Below are 21,371 nucleotides of genomic sequence, written 5' to 3'. Positions count from 1 at the left end.
CGAGGACTTCTGAACCTGTCAAGCACAGTCGTTGGCTATTGCTCTAGTGACGATGCAAATTACTAGTTCAACGGGATGCTGCTGACTTCTACGGTTGGTGCAAGGCTAAGCAGGATCGGATTCGGGTAATTTATCTGACTGCTTACTATTTAAATCGTACCTATGCAGATCACCTTGAGCTCGTCTTAGAACTGTGCCCGGACCGGCATCGTTTTGCATTTTATTATTGGAATCACCTATATTCGGTGCGTAAAAATGGCCAGGAAAAAAAATTTTCTCTATCGTTCTAAACTTGCTAGGGCCAATATACGGCATCAACAGCAGTTTTTCAGGATAGCTATCTATCACTTGCCCCCGTTTATGAATATCATTCCTAGCCAAAGCTCTCCACGCGGTTAAAGGCAAAATTTCTCGGACATCATCATTTTCAAAATGATTCATTTTTAGATAATTTATTCACTATACAAATTCGAAAAATTCGACCTGCACTAAAATTTGTATTGACAGCGCAAACCGCAAGTCATGCTATCTAATTCCATGCAGTTTTTGATCTTTTGTCTTCTGAAGAAAAACTGAAAGCTTTTCACTTATTTCAGAGTCGCCGAGCCCTCTCATGTATGGAGTCGGCACAGGCTCATATTTTAAATCCGGAAAAAAAGCAGATTCAACCGCACGAAGGGATTTCATGCCAAATCCATCCAAACGTAAAAGCCGCTCTGGATAATTAGCTTTTATTTAAGCAGCCGTATGAATATTGTGCCTCGCCAAGGATTTAATTGTGCGTCTAGGCAGAATTTTATTTAAGTTAACTTCATCGCTCATTATTAATATAAACACAATCAAAAACTGTGCTCACCCCACACTAAAGCATCAAATGAAAACATTCAGTTGAAATTTTAGCAACGAACCTAACTAGTGTTTTTTTTCGTGAGTAAAGCTGCGCACACGTTAACTATTGTTTGCACTGTTTGACTATGAACTAAAGTGTTTTTAAATAAAGAAATTTAAAGTGAAAACCACTCGGTTTCTTAAGTCAGTCAGGCCAATCACCTTTGCCACATAGAGGCGGCGTTTTCCGCTACGCGGTGGTTCTCAGCCTGCCGGCGCGCCTCCTGCACAGCCTTCTTCTGGGCCTCCTGCGCTTCGGCCACCGCCTTTTGAGCAGCTTTCCCCTTCTCCTCAGCTTCCTCCCGTGCCTTGCGCTCTTCATTGCGCTGCTTGGTACGCGAAGAGTTGTAGAAATTGTTGGGATCCGAAGCCTGGGCGCTTGCCACCGGAGCTGGTGCCGCGCTGGCCTGCTGCGCCGCGCGCACGGCTGTGCCTGGCGGCGCTTCCAGCGTATTTCCGTACATAGGCACCATCCTGTTCGCCGCGATAGCGCCCAGGCCTGACATCGTGCGCTGCACATACTCTCGGTTCTCGGTGGTGGGATTGGTGCCCTTTTCGCCGGATATACCGCCGTTGTACCCGGCAAAGGTCTTGCCCCAGTCGCCGCCGTTGCGGCCGTTGATTTCCTTAAGCAGCATCGCTGCAGCCATGGTCTGCTCTTTCGGATCGCTGCTGTATGCGTCGTAGCCGTATTTCTTCAGCACGGCGTCACGGGTGGCAGGGATGAACTGATAGACCCCCTTGGCGCCCTTGGGGCTCACCTGATCGCCGTTGCTGCGCTCACCGTTCACGCGCACCGAGCGCAGCACCTCGGATGGAATGCCGGCAGCCTTCGCGGCTTCCGCTTCGTGACCATCCCAGGCCGCATCCTTGTAGCTGTTGGGCGCACTGCCCTTCTCGGTGCCGCCCGAGCGCCATCCAGCAGGATCCCCTCCCGACTTATCCTTGGTGGAATACGGGAACAAGGCCGTGCGGATCTCATTGCTAAGCGCCTTGCGGCGGTCCAGCAGCTCCTTGCCCTGTGGGGAATCCGGCTGAAAGGTCCCTTCTGCCTGAGCTTTGACGATTGCCGTATTCAGTGTCTTGAGCTCTTCCTGCGCAGTCTGCACCTGCAGCTTGATAGCAGACGGGACCTTGGCATCGCTCTTGAGGCCCTCCAAGCGGATACCAGCTTCTTCCAGCTGCATGTCAGCCAACCGATCCTGGCGGCCTTGTGCATGTTCTGCACGATCTTCGGCTCGGGTGGCCCTGCGGTCTTGGCTCAGCTGCAGGTCATACATGCGGTCGGCATTGCTCTGCGCCTGCTTGTGCTGGCGGTCCTGCACCATCGCCGAATACCGGTGCTCAGGCGTAATGGTCCGGTCCAGCATGAAGGCCGCCTGTGTCACGCCATCCTGGTCATTCTTGAATGGGGGAATGCCTGGGATGGCGCTGGTCGTGCCGTCTTTGCCCACCGCCATATAGGACACCGTTCCATCGCCGTTATCCACGGGCTTCACAGTCATCCCTGCCATTGGGCCGATGCCCGATGCGCTGACCAGCTTGGCCAGGCCCTCGTGCCCTGTTTGCATGGCGCGACCCAGGTCATTGCGCCACTGTCGATCGGACTGGCGTTGATCGGCTTCCTGCTGCTGCAGAAGCTGTGTGCTGACCGCCATGGCCTTTTCCGGCTTACCCACTTTGAGGTAGGCATCGCGGGTGCGCTCCATCATGGCAACAGGCGTATTCATGGAATCCGCCGCCTTTTGCGCTGCGGCCTGATCGGTGAATGACTGCCTACCAGCCTTCCACCCAACAGTCTCTGCAGGATTCGCTGGCAGTTGCGCCATGTCGATCTGCGGCGGCCCGGCATCCGCGCCGCCGGCGGCGTCTACTGCCTGTTGACCGGCGGTGTATTGCTGGACGGCCACGGGCTGTGCCGCCTCTTTCAGCGCTTGGCGTTCAGCCGCCAGGTCATTCCAGTCCTGCCGTTTCTGTGCACGCTCTTCTTTACGAAATGCGTCATCCTCCTCCTGACGCTCCCACCCTTTCGCCATTTCCATGCCACGCAGCCCACCGTTAACGGCCGCTGCCAATGCATATCCCCAGCCTCCTGCTGCCATATCAAGCCTCCAATTCGTGATTGAGCCACTGCATCTGCTTGGCAATGGCGTTGCGCACCAACACGGCGCGGTCGATAAAAATCTTGTGTTGCTCGGGATAAAACCGCCGCAGGTACTGCGCGCGGCCGTCATCCCACCAGGCAGTGCAAGTCATGCAGTCCGATGCCCGCTTGATGCCTTCCGGGTAGTAGTCGGCTATAGGCAGACCGTTCTCGCGCAGGTATTGCTCGACCTGGTCACCGGTCCAGCTCTGTACCGGATACAAAAACTCGAGTCCTTCGGCAAAGTCACCGGATCTCGCCGGCGGAGCCGCATAGTCAGAATCGCGCTGGCCACGGATAAGCAGCGTGCAGCCGTCAGCAAGCACGCGCTGGTGCATGGGAAGCATGATGTTGCGGGCACAGCATTCGTACCGGCCAACCAGCTGCATCTGCTCGCCGGAGACACGGCGCCCGAGCGGCGTGTTGTCCGCCGGCAGAAGATCGCTGGGCCACCCGTGCACACGGCGGCTTTCGTGCACGTCAGCAACGATGACCTCGAAGCGCCCACCGGCGGCGAGCACCTCTGCACGCACTTTCTGCACGATGGCTCTGGTCTCGGGGAACTGATCGCCCGCGTCAACGTGGTAGACGGTCAGCAAAGGCCAGTACTCGCGCAACAGGTACAGAGTGGCAGTGGAATCCCGGCCGCCGGAAAACTGCAGGCCCACCCGTTCATGACGGTTGAAGGCTTGAGCCACAGGATCCGTCAGCATGCGCAAGCTCAGCACACACGATTCGACGCCCGCCACGATGGCATCCGCTTGATCTGCGGGCACCAATGCATGAAATTGGGAAACCTTGGACTCCAGCAGGTATGCGCTTTCTACGGCGAACCCAGCCAGTCTTGCCAGTCGTGCCATTTCGTCTGGCGTCTTGATGTCGGAACCAAGGCTGCGCCATAGCTCATGGTCTGCGCCAAAGTCTGCTGGCTCGTGCAGGAATACCTTTCCACCCGGCTTCAGCACGCGCCGGCACTCCTGCAGCATCGCAGTCCAGTCGTCGCAATGGCAGGCGGCATAGTTGAACATCACCAAGTCCACACTGGCATCGGAAAGCGGCATAGCGCGGTAGTCAGCTAAATGCTGCTCCATGTGGCCAGGGCAGAGAGCCAACTGCTCAGCAGATAGGTTCACAAGCACGAAATGCAGGTCTGGCCGCAGCTGCTCCATCAAACGTGCAGTCTCGCCAATGCCGCACCCCGCATCAACAATGAGCGCGCCATCAGGGGCATTGAGAAGCTCCAGCAAATGGCTGGCATGCTCCAGATCGGTTCCTGTCAGATGCGCTTGAAACTGCCGCACCCCATTGGAAATGGCTTCCGGAAGCTGTGAAGCTGTAGAACTCATGTCCATCGCCTTAAATAATCACTGCGGCGCCCAGAGTGGCCCCGGCGCCGATCCCCGCGCCAATGCCGCCCATGTTTGAGGCGCTCGTCGCGGCATCCTGCTGTGCAATATTTCCGTAGATATTTCCAGCTACAGACTGGCCCTGCATGGCGCCTGAATAGCCGTTCTGCATGATCCCCACGCCACTTTGCCCCGCTGCCAAACCCGAGTTGCTCGCATTCAAGGCACCGGCTCCTGCCTGCGCTGCAATGCCGGACTGGGTCGCCTGGTTCGACACCACTCCTCGCCCCAATCCGGCAGCATCCATACGGCGTGCCCACCCCTGCTGCTGGACGTTTTGGCGGGCAGTGTTTGCTGCTTGGGCTTGAGCCAGCGCAGCAGCAGTGCTGCCCTGCTGCTTCATGGCTGCAAAGCGGCCGTCATTTGGATTGACGCCCATGCTCTTAAGGTCGGAATCCTGGGCGGCCTGTGCAGCCGTGTATTGGGCCTGGACATCCGTGACGGCTTTAGCCGCTTCGGAGTTTTGCCGGTCGACCGTGTCGTAGTTGTTTGCCTCGTCAACAATTCGGTCTTCGGTAGGCTGGAAGCGTGTTTTATATCGCTCGTACTGCTCCTTGCTCATGTCCGATGCTTGCTGCATCTGGTTCATTTGCAGATCGGAAATTTGGTTTGCCCGCTCTTGAGCAGCCTGGCGATCAGGCGCAGTTTCCTTATAGATTTCTTTTGCCCATTCGAGCTGCTCTTTCGAGAGTTGGGCGCTCATCAGTGCAGCCTGCTGCTGTCCTGAGGTGTCTGGTGTACTAGCCATTGGTGGATCCTTGGTGTCTGGTTGGAGTAAGGGAGGCTTCGCCTGAATAGTTCGCCTTGCGGTACAAATCGGCGACCTTTTGATAGCCCAGGAACTTGGCCAGGCGGCCAGCCTTGTTCACGTCGTATGACTGCAAGGTGCATGCACGGGCCCCAAGGCCGAACATCACAGCCTCTGCGTAGCGGCAAAGGCCGACTGCGAGCAGCGAATTACGAACCTCCGGTTCCAGGTACAACATGTCATCAGTCACCGTAAGGGTGCCGTTGTTCAGGCTGCGAGTGAAATACAACCAAAGGCTCGCCGCCAAGCGCCCATCCGGCCAGCGTGCAACGAAGATGACATATCGGCCCAGCCTCTCAAGCTCCCGGATCCTCTCCCAGCACACGTCCACCGGCTCGCCTGGGTGAACCTCTGAGAGACCGTTGAGGCGATGCGCCTCCAAGGCAGAAAATTCCGAATCAAGCCATACGGGTTGGAGGGTGAACGCATCAGCGTGCCATCCCGGTGCGATGCTTTCCAGGTCGAGCGAATGCCCGCCCGTCACTGCGCGAGCAATTGCTTTGGCATCGTCCAAGGTCAGGACTTGACCCACGCGTTTGGCAAGCTCTATCGATAGTCCGTCCAAGGAGGCCTCCTTTTGAGCCTCAATACCTACTTGAACTTTTCCGCATGTCAAGTACCTTCAGTTTAGGAGCCTGCTCAAGAAGAGAGCTGCAGATCCGGTTTTCCTATCCATCGTTGAAATTGCGATCAGCGGGTGTTGTTTAGAATAATTAACAATGTTCCCCTCCTGCAGATATCTTTTTGTGTTACAAATAGATTCCCAAATTTAATCCTCAATATAATATATAACAACACATTATCAAACGTATTAACCAAAGGTCTCATAGTGCTTAAGAAAATTGCCGCATTCTGTGTTCTCACCGCAAGTCTTACAACCTACGCTGCTCCAACGCTTGTAAATGGCTCACTCAGTACTAGCCTCCCTAACAGCGAATGGCACAGAAATGCTCCAGATTCTTGGCAAGCAACTGGCAATTATCCGGAGAGTAAAACCCCTGACATAAATGATGTGGGTTTTACCACGGGTCTAGACGATTCGATAACTAACTTTAAGACTATAGCTCCATCATCACGTTCTGACGATGGGGGAACATTTGTTGGCATTGCTTCCGGTCCATTGCCACCGCAGGGAGGACCAGAAGTCCCAGAAGTACTTTATGAAGGAATTGGTCAGAATGTTTCTGGCTTTGAGATCGGAAAACTTTATAAAGTCAGCTGGGAACTTGCGAATTTCGGAATTGACAGTCAAACCGGCAATGCGGCTAACGTTATAAATGGAGATGCGGGTGTATCTATTTATGTCGATGGAGTCCTTGCTGGAAGCGGAAGCGCTCGAACAGTTCAAAGCGGCTGGGAAAAACAGAGCATATCATTTAAAGCTAGTGCTAACAGCCACTTTATTGAGCTTCGACCATTCAACTGGAACACTGCTTCATCGATGTCTTACACTCTAGTCGACGGTGTAGCTGTTAACGCCGCTCAAACAGAGATTACTACTGCAACCCCAGTCCCGGGACTCGACACTCTCGGTTTATTAATGTTGGCTAGTGCAATCGGCATTGCTGGAATATCCGTATCGAGAAGAGACAAGTCTCAAGGATAAGAGCCAGTCAATTAGCGCCCTACTTATTGCTATCTCTGCATGTTCACATAGACGCTTTATTTTGGCAAGATATCACGGTCTGAGTTTCTCAGCGATTTAGCAATTGCGCAGCAGGTATGTGTGGCCAAACGACATTAAAAGTTGGCTCATTTAATGTGATATCGCGCAGCGCCTGCCGGTAGTCCCGCCATTCCTTGGGCAGCGGCACGCCAGCCTCGTAGGCTTTCATGACCTCCCGGTCCGAGGCTGCGAGCAGCTCGTCGCGCTTGGCGCGCACCTGGGCCCAAGCTTCTTCATCGGTGAGTGGCGTCTCATCCCATTGAGCGGTGTGAATGTTCCAGCGGTGCCGCGCCGATGGGCACTGCGGGATGGGCCAGCCTGGCGGGTATCCCGCCTCCACAATGCTTCCCTCGGGATAGACCGCGCCGCCCGCACTTCCGAATCCCAGAAGATAGGTCCCGTCGTGGGCGTAGTTGACTGTGCTGCTCATCGTTTGGAGCCTATCGCAAAAAGCATGGCATCGTTAATCGAGCTGGGGGTGTCCCCCTTGAAACGCAGCGTCACGATGTTGTTGGATCCCGCGCTGGCATAGAACGCATAGGCATGCGAGACCGAGATATAGCCCGTGTCCACTTCATAGCCCGCAACGGATGCGCCATTCACCAGCAGGTTGGTGCCCACCTTCCTGAACCCTGAGCCATAGGTGATGACGGCAGTAGCATGCACATAGACCCACCCGGCCTGGTCCATGACAACGTTCAGCGACACCACGTCTGTCCAGTTAGAAAAGCCTGTGCCGGACTTGCCAGAAGGGTTCGAGGCAAACACAGGGACCGTAACGGCGTTGCCCTGGATGGTCAGCGTGCTCACAGCGGCATTGCCAATGTAGGCGTTCCCAATGGCAGCGTTCTCCATGAAGACGCCGATATTGCCGCTGCCGATCTTGGACAGCTTATTGACAAAATCTGTCGCCTTCATCTGGCTGCCGTCAGGTAGCCGGACATCGCTGTCCACCCAGTTCACCTGAATGTTGTTTTTCTTCCCGAGCGCTCCCAGGTTGGATAACCAGGCGACATCCATCTTTGCACCCGCTCCCAGAATCACATTCCCGGTAGCGTCACGGATGGTCAGATTCCGGGTATCGATCTTCTCGGCGGCCAGCGATCCGTTGACCACCATATCGCCATTGATGATGACGCCCGGGTTTGCCCAGGAAGAGCCGTTCCACATCCTGGCTTCGGAGTAGCTGGAGCCGTTGGAGATCATCACCTGATCGCCAATCACCAGGTGGTTGTTGTTTGCCGCGCTGCCGCCGTTGCCCAGCTGCTGCCAGACCGCATTTCGCGCTGTGGTGTCGCTCCAGAAGCTGCCGGACACGCCGATATTCACCGAACCGCGCAACCCTTGAATCAGCGTCTTGCCACCGGTGTCCACCCGCATGCTGCCTTTGATGTACACGCTGGTGTTCATGTAGATGCCATTGGCATCCACACCGAATGGCACCATGCTGAGCGCCGGCGTGTTGGTCATGCCGCCGTTGTAGGTCGGCGACACGACGGCAAACTTGTCGGCAGAGATGATGAAAGCACTGGAGGTTTTGCCGTTGACCTCCTCAGCCGCGAGACCATAACCCGCCAGCGCCCCGCCCGCCTGCACCTTCATCGTGTACTGCGCCCGCAATCCGGTTACCCGATCGGCGGTCACCGTCATCTGCTCTTCCAGGCTCGCACGGCCAGGCGAGCCATCCTGGTAGTAGTTCCCGAGCGATGCCTGCAGCTGTTTGATGTAGCCGGCCTGGGCAAAATTCGTCTCCGCGATCACCCATTTGGTTTCCCGGATGCCGGCGGCATTTCCATCTTGTGCCGCAAATAACTCGTCCACCTGATAGGCCAGCTTGCGGTAGCGGTCCTCGATCAGCTTCTTGACCTGGGTGATCTTGGTGCCCTGCTCCAGCGCAGCCTCTGCCACACTCTTGCTCACGATGTCGCGGATCTCGGCCGGCAGGTCATCGAAGCGGGTTGGGTCGTCCAGGCTCTTGAGCAGGTCCTTGAAGAGCTTGGTTTTCTTGATTTCCTCAATGAACTTGTCGACCGCCAGCGGAATCGAGCCGGCCTTGCCCAGGTCGAGCACCACCTCATTGTCCTTGGCCTCCTTGGGCTGCTGCAGGGCGGCAAAGGCCTCTTGCATGCCTTGGATGTCGCGCACCGTGACTGCACGGTCCCAGGGATTGCCCCGGGCGCCGTTGCGCACTTCCAGGTGCTCCTTGAACAGGGCCAGCGCTTCGTCGGTGGCCGCATTGCCCGTGGGCGCGAACACCAGGGCCGGCAGCTTGACTGCACCGGTATCGGGTGTGCTCAGGAACTCATCAGACATTGCGCAGCTCCTCGGTCGTGCCTGCCATCACCACGCTCGCTACACGCGACTCCCCTTCGATTTCCAGGACGTGCTCACGCCAGCGGCCGGGCGGCATGCGCTTGGGCTCCACGCTGCTCAGCTGCTTGGTGTGGCGCAGCTGGCCTTCTCCCAGCCAGCGAATAGTGGCAGGCGCTGCGGGGCTTTGCTCGCCCTCCACCTGGACCCAGGCCAGCGGCGCCTGCGCGGCCAGCAGCATGATGCCCGTCTTGTAGCGCCCCGTGCGGCGCCCTTGCGAAAACAGCTTCATGACCGCACCGGCCTGTGCCACGTAGACAGCATCGGTGATGTAGTCCTTGTGCACGGGCCCGCGCGGCAGGTCGACAGTGCCCAAGCGCATGGCCTTGAAGTCGAGCGCAAAGGTGCCGCCGTCGCACCAGAAGTAGTAAACGCTATCCTGGCAGATCGCCACAATGCTTGAAGGATTCAGCCTTTGCCAGTCTTCGCGTGCCCACAGTGCTTCGCTGATGACCTGCACGCCGGAAGCGTTGGCCAGGCACAAACCGTCAGGCGATGCATAGAGCACGCCGCCACCGTCGGCCGACACAATCGAGTCGGCGCTGACGCAGGCCTGCTCCTGGGAGAGCTTTACCGAAGTCATCGAGCCCGAGCTGGAGCCGCTGATGATGTAGGGGTGAGCCCGGGTGCCCACGAACAAGGATTGCCCGAAGACGCCCAGCCCCACGATAGGCGTGTCGGTGGTGATTTGGAATTCCACGGGCCAGGCAAACGGCCGGTATGGCACGCAGAACGCCACGAAGTTGTCGAGGAAAGCCGCCACAATGCCGTTGGGCATGGCCACGCCATCGCGCAGGTATGGATCCTCACCCTTCGGCGGCTTGATGGTCGCGGCGCTTTTGGGATCGCGGCGCAGTGGCGGCTCTGCCCAGGTCATGGATGGGCACTGCTGGCCCAGCATGGAGCTGGGCACCTTGTCCACGAACAGGCCTTGCGTGATTACCACCTCATCGACAAGGCGCCATGAGGCCGCCACATTGCCAGTGGCCGACCGGTACACGCACCAGGTCAAGATGTTGCGCCCGGCGGGCACCGGCGGCCGCTGCACATTGACTGTGTCGTTTTGGTCGACCTGCAGCACATCGGTAACCTCGCTCGGGGCGGATTCTTCACCCCGATCGGTCTTGAAGGTCACCAGGTAAAAGCGGTCCTCGATGATGCGGTCCGGATCCACGTCGAGCAGCCCGTTAGGATCATCCTTCTTCGACAGCGACTTTCCGGAGGCCCAGTCCTGAATATAGGTTTGCAGGTTGTTCATCCGCTTGAGGTACTCGGCCTCAATCACAGTACTGGTCAGGCGGGTCGCCTCTTTCTGGCACTCCTGAATCACGGCCACCGAATCGGTATTTTGGGTGGCGCTGCCGGTTTTCTGGTCCTCCCAGGCCCGCAAATCTTTGCGGTACTGCGCCATGGCGGCATCGTAGGCAATCCACTCGGGCGCCCGAGTCATAGACATGGTCTCGCCTGAATAGTCGGGCACGAACTCAGGCACCGTGGGCTTGGTCGGCTCAGTCGGGCGCGCCGCCGCCGCAGAGGCCCGCACGGCCTCATCGATGGCCTTCTTGAACTTGCGCACCACCACGTCCATCTGGTCGCGGTAGCTCTTGATGCTGGTGTCGGCGGGATCCAGGAATTTGCCGAACTCTTGGACCAAGGTGGTGATCTGGGCATCGCTGAAAACCTGGGTGCCGTCCTTGGGGCTCTCGATCTTGCGCAGCTCGGCGGCCAGCACCGTGGTGTCCAGCTCACCCCAGAATGGCAGGCACATCAGGCGAATCACCCAGTTGGCGCCGGATTGAAACCCGCTGGTGCCCGTGACGTTGAGGCCCTTGTCTTTGGCATCGGCCAGCGTCATGGTCAGCTCGCCAAACCACTGCTCTGTGGTGGACTGCGTGAGGCCAAACATTTCATAGGCGCCGGCCCGGGGCTTGCCGGCCGTGATCCGCCCAGTCACCTGGTTGACCGGCTTCGTGGCCGTCTGGATGGCCTTCACCACCGCAGGCACCATGGTGCCGGACAGCCAGGTGCGGGCATCCTCCGCAGTGAACTGGCTGGTTTCGTTCAGCTTCACCGCTGGCTTAGCGGGCGCGGGCACCCCCAGCAGCCGGAAATCACCGGCCACCGTGGTCATCTGCGGCGCTTGCTTGCCGTCACGCGAGAAAACCACCGTGCGCTCGGTGGCGTCATCGTTGATCTGGCCGCGCACGTAGCGCCGGGCTTCAGGGGAGGTAATCCAGCCGGTGCTGTCGCCTTGCTGGATGACGCCATTGGCGTCACGCATCATGCGGTACAGGCTTTGCACCCCCGCCGGGCATGTGGCCACCTGGGAATCGCCCAGCAGTGGCCGGAAGTCTGCAGAGGTCTGCAGCAGGTTGTGGCTGACCTGCGCACCGGCGCCACCCATGCCGCGCGCGGTAGCCCGGGGCACCAGGCCGGGGAAGCTGCCAACCTTTAAAACTGCCATCAATCAGTCCTTCTCAGATCCGTTCAATTCCCGCTCGATGCGGATTTGTCGCTGCTGGGCTGCGACTTCAGCGTCTCGCCTTTCAAGATCGCCTTGGAGTCGGCCGACCACGACGAGCCCGCCGTCGACCACGCCGATCCCTCGCTCAAGCTGGCCTTCGAGGGTGACGAGTCGATTTGCGAGATCGTCACGGGCCGTGGACTCGGCTTTGGCCCAGGCCCGGGTAGTGGCCTCCCGTCTGGCGGAGTCGTCGCGCAGCCGCCGATACTCATCAGCACGCCGATCAGCGTCATCAGCTCGCCGAGCTTCTGACCCAGCCAGCTTTTTGAGGTCGGCGATAAATTGGGCTTCGTTGGTGTTTGAGGCTGTGGCATGCTGCTGCTCCTTCTGGCGGTCTGTCTGCTCTTTTTCGCGCGTGGCGAGTTGGTCGGCCACTGCCTGGTCGCTGCGGTCCTGCTTGAGGGTTGCGATGGTTGTGCCCAGCCGCCAGGCCTGCACCTGCCAGCCTGCTGCTGCACCAGCGGCCAGGCCGGCCAGCAGCACGGCCGCGTAGCTCCAAAGGCGAATGGGCGCCGTCACCTGGTCGACTATCACGCTGGCACCCTCCACACCGCGCATAGCTCGGCATTGGAATCACCGCGCGTCTGCAGGCCGGGCAGCACGGTAAGCACGCCCTTGACAGTACCCTTGTTCCATCGAGGGTTCTCCGAGCAGGATCCCAGCAGGTCCCCTGCATTGGCCTTGGCCCGCATGGTGCTGGTCCTGAACGACGATATGGGCTTGTTCCAGCCAAAATCTATGAAGGTGGCCTGCACAAACGGGTCGTAGCTTGCCCAGTAGCGCAACAGCGGCGCAACAGCGGCCTCGGTCATGAGGTAGCGCGCGCGCTCCAGCTGGTAGCAATCCTGGGGCGAGTAGTACTTGCCCGGCACGACACCGGCACCAGTGACGCCGTTGCACACCGTCAGGGGCTCGCCACGGCCGGCCTTGTCGACATATGGACGGCCAATATGCCGGTTGCTGGACTCGTAGTAGTTGCCCATGACCATGGCGATCTTGACGGCCATGGAGGTCGTCTCGTCGGCCGCCACGGCCTTGACATACGCATTGCTGTTAGCTTCCTTTATGGCCGCCTCGTTCCCGAGGTAGGCACCGCCGGCGCCCATCAGCAGCATCAGGGCCACAACACTGCTCTGCAGCAGCTTTGGGACTTTGGAATCACTCATTGGCCAGCGCTCCGAAGTCGGTGGTGCCCGTCCGGATCATGCTGCCCAGCTTGCGCCAGTTGGATCCGTAGCGTATAACCATGGTCTCCTCGCCGTAGCGCTCGATCATGGACATTTCCCAGCTGATCTGGTCCCGGCGCGCGCGAACACTCGCCCGGGCGTCCTCTTTTCGCTTGTAGAACCGGTTGAGCAGATAGCCGGCCAGTGCCACACCGACACCCAGGGCACCGAATACAAGGTCAGAACTCAGTGCACCAAAAAATGTCATAGCGCCTGCCGACCCGTAGGTCATAGATTTGCCGATCCACTGGCCCCAGGTGCTGATGGTGGATTCAGCGGCTTCTTTGAAAATTTCAGACATTTATTCGACCGCCGTGATGGTGATGCCCGCGAAATCCATGTGGGCCTCGGGTGGCAGGTTGCTATTGATCAGTTCGCGAGTGACCTCCCAGCGCTTGCTGTCGTTCATGGCGGCCACGAACTGCGCGCTGCCGTCAACAAACTTGATGTCGATGTGACGCATCAATCCGTCTGTGCTGCGCATGGGCATGGCGAATTCCTCGCCAAAGCCGGACACGCGCTGGCCCTGCCACTGCAATTCCACATCAATGGTCACAGCAGAGCCCACTGGCAGTTTCATGGTGCGGAAGTCGGGTGCAATCACGGCGCGCGCGGCGTTGGCCTCGTCGACTGTGATGCCGGTAATGACGACAGCCGGCAGCTCAACCGTGACCACAGGAGAAGACATTTCACGAATGATTAATCCGCCGATTTGATACTCGATCATCACTCAGACCCCCTTACGATGTAAGCCAACGCTCCCACTGTCGCTGACGTTGTCGCTGGCGTGTAGTAAACCTGAAGCGAGCGCTTGAACTCAATCCCCGCTGCCGGCACTGCGTAGTAGGCTGGGACAAAAGTAGACCCAGGGGTGGTGCCGCTAAATGCCCCCACAAATACAGCAACTTCTTGATTATTTGGAGCTACTGAATCATTGAACAAAGTGCGCCCATCAGCATAGATTTCAACTTGCCCGCCATTTGTCGAAGCCTTCGTCAAACCCAAGAACTGAACCGCGCCGCGTCCAGAAATATTGAGCAAGTTTCCTCGTGTACCCACCGCGAGATTGATTGCCACCTTGGTTGCCCCATTGGCAAAGCTCCCTGCAGCAGCAGTCCCATTTGCAAATACCGTGGCCGATAGTGCAGTTACTCGGCGATAGCTCACAGCCAAGTAGTTTGTGAGGTCGTTCGCAGGGTCTGTAGCACCGGAACCGCTTGCCGTAAGGCGTCGATAAACCTCGCCATCGAGTGGCGAGACAACCATGGCCCCTTGTGGAACAGAAACACCCGATACCCACAAGTTGGGACCGCCGCGAGCATTCGACACGGCCGTGTTTGTGTTGTTGTTGATGCTGGTGACGGAATTTGTCAGCTGCGTTGCGAGAGCTCGCACCGCGTTCATGATTGCAGTGAGTAGGGCTGTCATGCTTGTACCTCGGTAGAAGTGGATCCGGTAACGCGCCCGCTGCTATAAGTCATGGTCTCAACGCGTGTAAGCCCACGGTAGACCGTTGTTACGGTGTTGACTGTGTCGTCGCCGTTGTAGGAGAGCGTGGTCACTTTGTTCGCACCATCAATCACCTCTGTGACGGTCGAGACGCGGCCACTGCCGTCATAGGTCATGACGGACGATGCTGAGCCGTGAACTTCATTGATGCCATATCCAGACAGCGTGCTGGGCGTGCCCGTCAGCGAATCAAACGCCTTATCAGCGGCACGCGCTGCATCCTCAGCCGTGAAACGGTTTGCGATCACAGTGCCTACCAGCCATGCCCTGGCCGTGGTGCCTTCCTGGCCACGCAGGACATTGGTCATCTGGTCGCTGCCCGAGGCATGCGATCGCACTGCTACGATTTCAAGACCGCTTGCGTCCTGCAGCACCAGGCGGAACCAGTCCCCACCAGATCCCAGCTGCCCAGTACCTACATTCGCCACGGGCAAAGCTGCACCGCCAGCGGCCAGATTGATGGTCGTCGCTCCAGCAGCAAGATCGCTCAGCAGCTCAAAGCGCCCAGCGTTGATAAATTTCTGAGCCATCAGGAGTCCTTCACCTTGAAAATCAGCTCGTACTCGTCCTGACGGCCAAACTGGGTAGTCGCCCGCACGGTCACCTTGTAGCGTTGGCCATCGGTGCCACCTGACACCCACAGCTTGACCCGGTCGGCGGTAAATTCCACCTTGTCCACCACCAAAGAGGCATCAAGCGGATCCGTCAGGCAGGTGGCCGTAGCAGTCACCTCGTCCAGGATGTCTCCACCGTTGAGCCAATCTTGGAAAGACTGGTCGAAGTCCTTCCGCTCCCATGGCTGTTTTTCGTATCGTTCAAGAATCATGTCGACACCGCCTCTCTCGGCTCCGCAGGGCGGCTTGTTGCTCGGTTCTCAAAGGGCCGGCTCACCAGCGCGTAGCCTTGCGGCATCTGATTGAGACGGTTGGTGCCGCGTTCTGCTTGGGCATCAATGCGAATGGCGGCTACACCCTGGGCATTCCTGACAGACTGGCCATAAGCGCGGCAATCGACACTCAGTCGACCTGCAGCAGCTCGGTTTGCCAAGGCACTGGAGTAAGCCAAGGACAGGGCCTGCCAAAACCCGCTTGCTGTGCCGGGCATAAATATGTAGCTGCCACCTGTCGCCAAGCTCTGGAGCTCCACCTGGGCCGCTCCTGCTGCCTGGGCACCTGAGACGCCCACTGCAGCCGACTGCAGCTGCATGCGTGCCATGCCATCAGTCCCAGCCATTGCACTGGCATACGCGCGTGCAATCACCCTCATGTCTGCTTGCGCCAGGCCATTGAAGACGCCTTGTACTTTTGCGGCAGTGGCTATTGCCAGGCTGGCAATGCTGACGGCGTAGACCGCCATGGATCCCTCACAGGCAGCAGAGATTCGCAGGTCAGCTGAGCCGAATGTGTGCGCGAGTACTGAACTGACCGAGACAGCCTCCAGAGCAAGACGCGCAAAGGCGTCAGAGTCCAGTGTGCCGTCAGCTACAGCCATGAACGCAATGACCGCAGTGGCAGTCGCCTCCATGGCATATCCACCAATGGCACTGGGCGCGATTCGCAGCAAACTCGAACCGGTAGCCAGCGTTACTGCAGAGAGCCCTGCATCAGCCAACACCTGCCACTCACCCCGCCCATCGGTGTTGTTGACTGCTTGAGGAGCAGGATTGCTTACTTGGCCCATGCTGGCCGATCCCACCACATTTGCCACCGTCTGCCCACGGGCTCCGGCCAGCACGCGCACATCCGCCCCGCCAACTGCATCAGCGTGGTAGCGTGGGTCGCGGGCCAGGTCTGCCGCGCCAAATTCGGACGCGGCAAGCTCAGCCAGAGGGAAAGCAGACAGCATGACGGCTTAGCTCGTCACCAGCGTCAGCGTCGTGGTGGTGCGGATGCGCGGCACCACACCGAGCTTGCACTCGATGGTGGGGGTGATGGTCATGCGTACCAGCACCTTGCCCGAGCCAGCTGCGGCGATGCCAACACACAGATGGGACGCTGTCTGGTTGGTGCCGCCGGTCATTTCTGGGAACTCGGACGTATTGGTGGGGTTCACCACGTTGCCGGTCACGGTCCAGCCACTGGGGCCGCGCACCAACGCGATGCGGGAATAGCCCGTGTAGTTCACCTCGCTGGTCGTCTGCGTGCCGGCCGCCAAGGGGTCGGCCGTGTGCAGGGACAGATACAGGTTGGTCAGCGCGCCGCTGGCCGCATTGTCGGCAAGGCCAGCGATGGCCAGGCCTTGAAAAATCAGCTTTGCCAGGTCATTGGCGAATACAGCTCCGAGCATTGGAATCTCCTTTGGTTAACGGGTGCTGGCACTGATGTCGGCCTTGTTGCCAACACCGGTGCCATTGGGGGAAGAAACGACGGAGGCGCGGATGTCACCCGTCAAGGTGGAAGCGAAGGCGCTGTAGGCCAGTTGCATGATCTGGGCGTTGCCGGCGTATTCAGCATCCTTGGCGTATGCCTTCCAAATGCCGCCCTTCAGCAGCGCAGATTCGTACACATCGGCCAGGTCAATGGCGCCGGTGCCATCAGCGGCGATGCGCTGGGGATAGGCCACCACCACCAGGTCGAGACTGGCCTTAACGCCATCGGCAGGCGGCCACACAAAGAAGTGGGTGGGATCGCGCAGGTCGTATATGTAGTGCCGGATGCGCTCACGGCCTGGGGATGTCATCCAGCCAGGCGCTGACACATCAAGCTCGCGGCGGCTTTCCACCAGCGAAATGGGGCCTCCACCCGTGTTGCCGATGGCTTCCACCAGCCGAAAGCAGCCCTCAGGCAGGACTTGGCGCGGGCCGGCCTGCAGCTTGTGCTCCACCGTGCGCGCGAACAGGTCATGCCGCTGAATGGCCACCTCATCGGCGGCCTGGTTCAGTGCGTCAGCAAGCTCAGACAGGGACCAACGGTCCATATCCACGTCCTGCAGCTCCCCGCGAAGCTTCTGGATCAGGGTTGCGCCGTCGAGTGCCATCAGAACGCCACCCCCACAGCGCGTGGTCGTGCGGACGAATTGCCGCGCCAGGTCTTGATCTTGATGCGCTCGCACTCGTCATCGAACCACTGGCCCATGGCCGCATCGCTGTTGATGCGTGCGACCGCTCCACGGGCAATCACCTCGGCATAGGAGGCAAAAAGCTCGTCCTCGATGCCGTAGGCCTTGTTGGAGGGCATCACGCTCACCCGCAGCACCAGGGTGCGATTGGCGCCCACTGGCCGGCTCAGCTCGACAGTCTTGCGCTCCGGCGTGAACACATACAGGCTATTCTTGGCGCCGCCGGCGCGCCACACCTCCAGCTCGTCACCATCCAAGGTGGCAGATTCGAGTCGGACCAGGTCAGCAGCGCCTGGGAAGTCGATGTCATAGGAAAGCTCGCTACCGCTGGTGCGCACGGGGTCCAGGTCGACACACCAGGCGCGAGTGGCACGGCAGAAAGCCTGCGCGCTGCGCAGCAGCTGGTGATCGACCATTGGCTCTGCACGGCCTGGGCTGATCCAAGGCATCACATCAGGGTAGAGAGCTTCCCACGGGGTCATCAGGCAGCCTTCTTGCGGCCGGCCGCAGGCTTGGAGGTATCGGCCTCGGTTTGAGCCTTCTGGGCGGCAGCAGCTTCAGCAGCAGCCTTGGCCTCATCAGCCTTGGCTTTCTCGGCTTCAGCCGCCTTTTCCTTGGCCGCAGCATCGGCTGCATCTGCCTCGGCCTGAGCGCGGGCCTTGGCTTCGGCAGCTTCCTTCGCCTGAGCGTCAGCCTGGGCCTGGGCTTGCGCTTCAGCATCCAGGTCCTTCAGCAGCACATACGCTTCCTTGATCTGCAGCAAGCGAGCAGCCACGGGCCCATCCTCCACCTCGGCCACCATGCGGCCGCGCGCGTCGGGTTGGAACTGGATGACTTCGCCGAAGAGCTCAACCTCGATAGGGGCAGAGCGGCGGTGGGCGTGAATGAGCTTCATGGCACACTCCTTACAGGCTGGCCAGGCCTGCGATCACCACCAGGCGGTTGCCCGTGGCGCCGTCAGTGGCGGCAGCAGCCGTCACCTTCAGGCCCAGCTTGCGCGAGAGCTTGGCAGGCTGCACCAGGCCGCCACCGGTAGCCAGGCGTGCGGTCGTGCCGTTGACGCCGCCGCCGCACTTGAGGCCGGTGTCATAGGTCACAGCCAGGTCAGTGCCTGCAGCGTTGATTTCACCAATGGCAAATGCCAGGGTGGGCGTTGCGTTGGTGTCCAGGCCGGCGCCGGTCAGCTGCGCATCCACCAGGCGAACGCCTGGATCCAGCTCGTCCAGCTCGATGATGTCGCCGACGGCCAGGGGCTTGGTCAGCAGAGTCAAGATCACCGCCTGGGCCACAGCCGCAGTGGTGGGCGTCACGCCGCCACGGCGACGCGATGCGGTTTCGGATTTGATGAGAGACATGGGATTTCTCCAGAGGATGAGGAAAAGGCTGCCTAAGCAGCCCTCCGGGGTTGGCGCTTAGGCAGCGTTGGGGTCCACGCAGTACGTGTCCATGGCGAAGAGGCCAAAGTCACGCTGCACGCCACCGTCCTTGGACTTGTAGGTGGCCTTCTTGGCGCCGAGGATGGCGTGGGTGCCGATGGCAACGTAGTTGCCGTGGTCCTTCTTTTCCTCGGTCCACTGGTAGCGGGTGCCGGACTCGGTATCGCCGTAGGCAACCATCAGGCCCTGCGCACCCATGAACAGCGAGCGTGCCCACGGCAGATTGGCGCCGGCGCCCGCAGTCTTGTCGCGGATCACGTTGCGGTGCTTCTGCAGCACGACGTTGTTGTGCAGGCCCATGGCACCCGTAAAGATCGGGTTCTTGGAGCCTTGGGCAGCAGCTGCAGCCTTCTGGATGTCCAGCCACTTGCCTTCACCCGCTTCAGAGCGCAGACGGTCTGCCTGCCAGGTGTGCATCAGCGCGATGTAGTGCTCACCACCGTCGATTCGCACGGGCACCATGGACAGCTCGTCGGTGCCGTCGCCGCCCATGGTTTCAGCCTTGGACACGGCCTTGTCGATCAGGCGCAGGCTGAAGCCGTCAGCGGCGGTGATGGATGCCAGGCTGGTGGCCGAGCCGCCGTACATCTGGTGCATCGCATCAGGTGCGGTCAGCGGGTTGACATCGAACATCTTGGAGTTCGATTTCCACACAAAGCCTTCACCCGAGCCCAGCGTGCCCGAAGCATAGATGAACAGCATTTCATCCATCAGGCGAGCCCACCAGTCAGCGCTGGCCTGCTTGGCGTCAGAGCGCAAGTCACGCAGGGTGCGCTTTTTGGTCATGCGCGAACCGAGGTTAACGCCACCGCGCACCTGGTCGATGCGCAGACGGTCGGTGTAGTAGCGCAGTGGGGCCTCGTTGCCGTCCAGCGTGTCATCGCCGATGACGGGCTCCATGTTGATCGGCATCAGCAGATCAACCATCACCTCGTCACCTGCACCCGACTGCAGGTCGTCAATGCGCTGCACCGGGGTGCGGGACTTCTTGCCCTCACCGATGTAGCGCTGTGCCCAATAGCTGGTCTTGTTGATGGCCACGGCCATCAGCGTCGACCACTTCTTTACTGCTTGGGGGTCGTTGACCCCGACTAGAGTACGCATAGAAACGCTCCCCCAAATGGGATAAAAGCGCCTCTTGCGCGAACAATGAAAAGTTGTAGCAGTTAACCTAAGAGGACTTTTTCCGTTGTCAAGTCCTTTTTAGGTTTCGGCGTATCGATCACCACCTCCGCAGGCAGTTCAAGCCTCAGGCTGACTCGCCGGCCCGGGACCTGGATGGCCTCCAAGCGAATGCGTCCGTTGTCCAGTGTGATGCTGTCGCCCGGCTTCAGGGTGCGAACCAGTCTGGTCTTGAAATGTGAGGTCATTGGTTGGCCCAGCGCTCCTGTTGCTCGGGGGTCATGCGCGCTACGGCGCGTTCTTGGTCGGCGATTTCCATGCCTTCGAGGTGCGCGAATTCATCGTCGCCCACGTTGGCCTCGGCAGCTGCAGGCACGTTGGCCAGGGATGGTGGGATCTTCGAGCGGTCATCCACCTTGGGGCGCGGCTTTTGCGCCGGCGCTGCTGGCTTGCCGCTGGGCAGCGTGACGGTCTTGCCGTGGCGGGCCTGCAGCAGCACCATGGCGTCCTTGAGGCCTGCCTTGCTGGCTGCGATGTTGCCCGGTGCATCGGTCAGGCCGCGCTCGACGGCGTCCTGGGCGCACAGCGCGACCATGCGCTCGAATTCCTTTTTCAGATCACCCTGGCTGATGTCCAGGCCTGCGGCCTTGGCTGCCTTCTGGTACTGGGCCAGCTCGCTGTTGTAGTCATCGGTCATGCGCTCGAGCGCAATCTGGCCGCGCGTCTGGTCCACCGCTTCGGCGCGCACCAGGGCGTCCAGCTTGTCCTGGATGTTGTTCTCGATGGTCTCGAATTCCTCGGGCTCCATCAGGCCATCGAACACCTTGCGCTGGGCTTCTGCTCGCTCCTTGCGCAGCTGGGCACGCTGGTCCTTGATGTCATCTGGAGCAAGCGTCTTGGGCGTGGTGGCGGGTACAGGCTGTTCGTGCTCCTGCAGGTCCTGCTCTTGCTCCTGCTCATTGGTCTTGGCCTTGCCGTTGCCAGCGTCATCAGCAGCTGCGCCGCCGGCTGCAGCAGCACCAGCAGCAGCGTCCAGGTTCTGGTTTTCGTCGTCTGCGCCATCGTCATCGTCGTCGTTGGCCTGGTTGTTGACTTCGGTGCCGCCGTCGTCTGCCAGAAGCGCCTCGCGCTCTGCTTCGCTCAGGCCCTCCAGGTCATCGTCGGTGAGGCCGTGCAGATCGGGATCGTTGGATTTTTCAATGGTCATGATGAACTC

Annotated in this window: 26 protein-coding genes; 1 reads left to right on the top strand and 25 read right to left on the bottom strand. The window is 59.4% G+C overall.

The window, feature by feature from the left end; genetic code table 11:
• Positions 1 to 105: 105 nt before the first annotated feature.
• From EDF71_RS18305 to EDF71_RS18285, 6 genes are all read right to left on the bottom strand, one after another.
• On the bottom strand, positions 106 to 441 hold the full coding sequence (locus EDF71_RS18305; protein WP_133857994.1) for a hypothetical protein: 336 nt from the start codon (positions 439 to 441) through the stop codon (positions 106 to 108).
• An 84-nt stretch (positions 442 to 525) separates the two neighbouring features.
• Positions 526 to 687, bottom strand: a complete 162-nt coding sequence (locus EDF71_RS25100; protein WP_166656579.1) for a hypothetical protein — start codon at positions 685 to 687, stop codon at positions 526 to 528.
• A gap of 359 nt (positions 688 to 1,046) precedes the next feature.
• The gene (locus EDF71_RS18300) at positions 1,047 to 2,990 is read right to left on the bottom strand and encodes a lytic transglycosylase domain-containing protein (protein WP_166656578.1); all 1,944 of its coding nucleotides are present in this window, start codon (positions 2,988 to 2,990) and stop codon (positions 1,047 to 1,049) included.
• 1 nt (position 2,991) lies between these two features.
• Complete coding sequence (locus tag EDF71_RS18295; RefSeq protein ID WP_166656577.1) at positions 2,992 to 4,377, bottom strand: methyltransferase domain-containing protein; 1,386 nt, start codon at positions 4,375 to 4,377, stop codon at positions 2,992 to 2,994.
• Positions 4,378 to 4,387: 10 nt separating this feature from the next.
• Entirely contained in the window at positions 4,388 to 5,140 is a 753-nt protein-coding gene (locus EDF71_RS18290; RefSeq protein WP_133857991.1) for a hypothetical protein, read from the bottom strand.
• 37 nt (positions 5,141 to 5,177) lie between these two features.
• The gene (locus tag EDF71_RS18285; protein ID WP_133857990.1) at positions 5,178 to 5,810 is read right to left on the bottom strand and encodes a hypothetical protein; all 633 of its coding nucleotides are present in this window, start codon (positions 5,808 to 5,810) and stop codon (positions 5,178 to 5,180) included.
• A 264-nt stretch (positions 5,811 to 6,074) separates the two neighbouring features.
• Here EDF71_RS18285 and EDF71_RS18280 point away from each other — a divergent pair, with 264 nt between their 5' ends.
• Complete coding sequence (locus EDF71_RS18280) at positions 6,075 to 6,851, top strand: hypothetical protein (RefSeq protein WP_133857989.1); 777 nt, start codon at positions 6,075 to 6,077, stop codon at positions 6,849 to 6,851.
• A gap of 88 nt (positions 6,852 to 6,939) precedes the next feature.
• On the opposite strand, the gene EDF71_RS18275 is transcribed toward EDF71_RS18280, so the two are convergent.
• From EDF71_RS18275 to EDF71_RS18185, 19 genes are all read right to left on the bottom strand, one after another.
• Positions 6,940 to 7,341 (bottom strand): phage tail assembly chaperone, encoded by a 402-nt coding sequence (locus EDF71_RS18275; protein ID WP_133857988.1) that lies wholly within the window; start codon positions 7,339 to 7,341, stop codon positions 6,940 to 6,942.
• The gene (locus EDF71_RS18270; RefSeq protein ID WP_166656576.1) at positions 7,338 to 9,167 is read right to left on the bottom strand and encodes a DUF1983 domain-containing protein; all 1,830 of its coding nucleotides are present in this window, start codon (positions 9,165 to 9,167) and stop codon (positions 7,338 to 7,340) included. The genes EDF71_RS18275 and EDF71_RS18270 overlap by 4 nt, the downstream gene beginning before the upstream one ends.
• 49 nt (positions 9,168 to 9,216) lie before the next feature.
• Positions 9,217 to 11,745: a hypothetical protein gene (locus EDF71_RS18265; RefSeq protein ID WP_133857986.1), complete on the bottom strand. Its 2,529-nt coding sequence runs from the start codon at positions 11,743 to 11,745 to the stop codon at positions 9,217 to 9,219.
• Positions 11,746 to 11,748: 3 nt separating this feature from the next.
• Positions 11,749 to 12,339: a hypothetical protein gene (locus tag EDF71_RS18260; protein WP_133857985.1), complete on the bottom strand. Its 591-nt coding sequence runs from the start codon at positions 12,337 to 12,339 to the stop codon at positions 11,749 to 11,751.
• The gene (locus EDF71_RS18255; protein WP_133857984.1) at positions 12,336 to 12,971 is read right to left on the bottom strand and encodes an endolysin; all 636 of its coding nucleotides are present in this window, start codon (positions 12,969 to 12,971) and stop codon (positions 12,336 to 12,338) included. The genes EDF71_RS18260 and EDF71_RS18255 overlap by 4 nt, the downstream gene beginning before the upstream one ends.
• Positions 12,964 to 13,332, bottom strand: coding sequence for a holin (locus tag EDF71_RS18250; protein ID WP_133857983.1), 369 nt, complete (start codon positions 13,330 to 13,332; stop codon positions 12,964 to 12,966). Before EDF71_RS18250 ends, EDF71_RS18255 begins: the two co-directional genes overlap by 8 nt.
• The gene (locus EDF71_RS18245; protein ID WP_133857982.1) at positions 13,333 to 13,758 is read right to left on the bottom strand and encodes a hypothetical protein; all 426 of its coding nucleotides are present in this window, start codon (positions 13,756 to 13,758) and stop codon (positions 13,333 to 13,335) included.
• Positions 13,758 to 14,459, bottom strand: a complete 702-nt coding sequence (locus EDF71_RS18240; protein ID WP_133857981.1) for a hypothetical protein — start codon at positions 14,457 to 14,459, stop codon at positions 13,758 to 13,760. The genes EDF71_RS18245 and EDF71_RS18240 overlap by 1 nt, the downstream gene beginning before the upstream one ends.
• Complete coding sequence (locus EDF71_RS18235) at positions 14,456 to 15,070, bottom strand: hypothetical protein (protein WP_133857980.1); 615 nt, start codon at positions 15,068 to 15,070, stop codon at positions 14,456 to 14,458. The genes EDF71_RS18240 and EDF71_RS18235 overlap by 4 nt, the downstream gene beginning before the upstream one ends.
• Positions 15,070 to 15,366: a hypothetical protein gene (locus tag EDF71_RS18230; protein WP_133857979.1), complete on the bottom strand. Its 297-nt coding sequence runs from the start codon at positions 15,364 to 15,366 to the stop codon at positions 15,070 to 15,072. Before EDF71_RS18230 ends, EDF71_RS18235 begins: the two co-directional genes overlap by 1 nt.
• Positions 15,363 to 16,385, bottom strand: coding sequence for a hypothetical protein (locus tag EDF71_RS18225; protein ID WP_133857978.1), 1,023 nt, complete (start codon positions 16,383 to 16,385; stop codon positions 15,363 to 15,365). The genes EDF71_RS18230 and EDF71_RS18225 overlap by 4 nt, the downstream gene beginning before the upstream one ends.
• A gap of 6 nt (positions 16,386 to 16,391) precedes the next feature.
• Positions 16,392 to 16,826: a hypothetical protein gene (locus EDF71_RS18220; RefSeq protein ID WP_133857977.1), complete on the bottom strand. Its 435-nt coding sequence runs from the start codon at positions 16,824 to 16,826 to the stop codon at positions 16,392 to 16,394.
• A gap of 15 nt (positions 16,827 to 16,841) precedes the next feature.
• Positions 16,842 to 17,516, bottom strand: coding sequence for a DUF6682 family protein (locus tag EDF71_RS18215; RefSeq protein ID WP_347876681.1), 675 nt, complete (start codon positions 17,514 to 17,516; stop codon positions 16,842 to 16,844).
• On the bottom strand, positions 17,516 to 18,079 hold the full coding sequence (locus EDF71_RS18210) for a hypothetical protein (protein ID WP_133857975.1): 564 nt from the start codon (positions 18,077 to 18,079) through the stop codon (positions 17,516 to 17,518). Before EDF71_RS18210 ends, EDF71_RS18215 begins: the two co-directional genes overlap by 1 nt.
• Entirely contained in the window at positions 18,079 to 18,492 is a 414-nt protein-coding gene (locus tag EDF71_RS18205) for a hypothetical protein (RefSeq protein WP_133857974.1), read from the bottom strand. The genes EDF71_RS18210 and EDF71_RS18205 overlap by 1 nt, the downstream gene beginning before the upstream one ends.
• A 10-nt stretch (positions 18,493 to 18,502) precedes the next feature.
• Entirely contained in the window at positions 18,503 to 18,952 is a 450-nt protein-coding gene (locus EDF71_RS18200; RefSeq protein WP_133857973.1) for a hypothetical protein, read from the bottom strand.
• A gap of 57 nt (positions 18,953 to 19,009) precedes the next feature.
• Positions 19,010 to 20,137 carry a N4-gp56 family major capsid protein gene (locus EDF71_RS18195; RefSeq protein WP_133857972.1) on the bottom strand — a complete coding sequence of 376 codons (1,128 nt, stop codon included), beginning with the start codon at positions 20,135 to 20,137 and terminating at the stop codon, positions 19,010 to 19,012.
• 62 nt (positions 20,138 to 20,199) lie between these two features.
• Positions 20,200 to 20,403, bottom strand: a complete 204-nt coding sequence (locus tag EDF71_RS18190; RefSeq protein ID WP_133857971.1) for a hypothetical protein — start codon at positions 20,401 to 20,403, stop codon at positions 20,200 to 20,202.
• A complete protein-coding gene (locus tag EDF71_RS18185) occupies positions 20,400 to 21,362 on the bottom strand; it encodes a hypothetical protein (RefSeq protein ID WP_133857970.1) in 963 nt (320 codons plus the stop codon). Before EDF71_RS18185 ends, EDF71_RS18190 begins: the two co-directional genes overlap by 4 nt.
• Positions 21,363 to 21,371: the final 9 nt, after the last annotated feature.

Source organism: Comamonas sp. JUb58 (assembly GCF_004364775.1).
Classification (GTDB): Bacteria; Pseudomonadota; Gammaproteobacteria; order Burkholderiales; family Burkholderiaceae_C; genus Comamonas.
The sequence above is the reverse complement of the archived record's forward strand: the minus strand, read 5'-3'. Positions and strand labels throughout refer to the sequence as shown.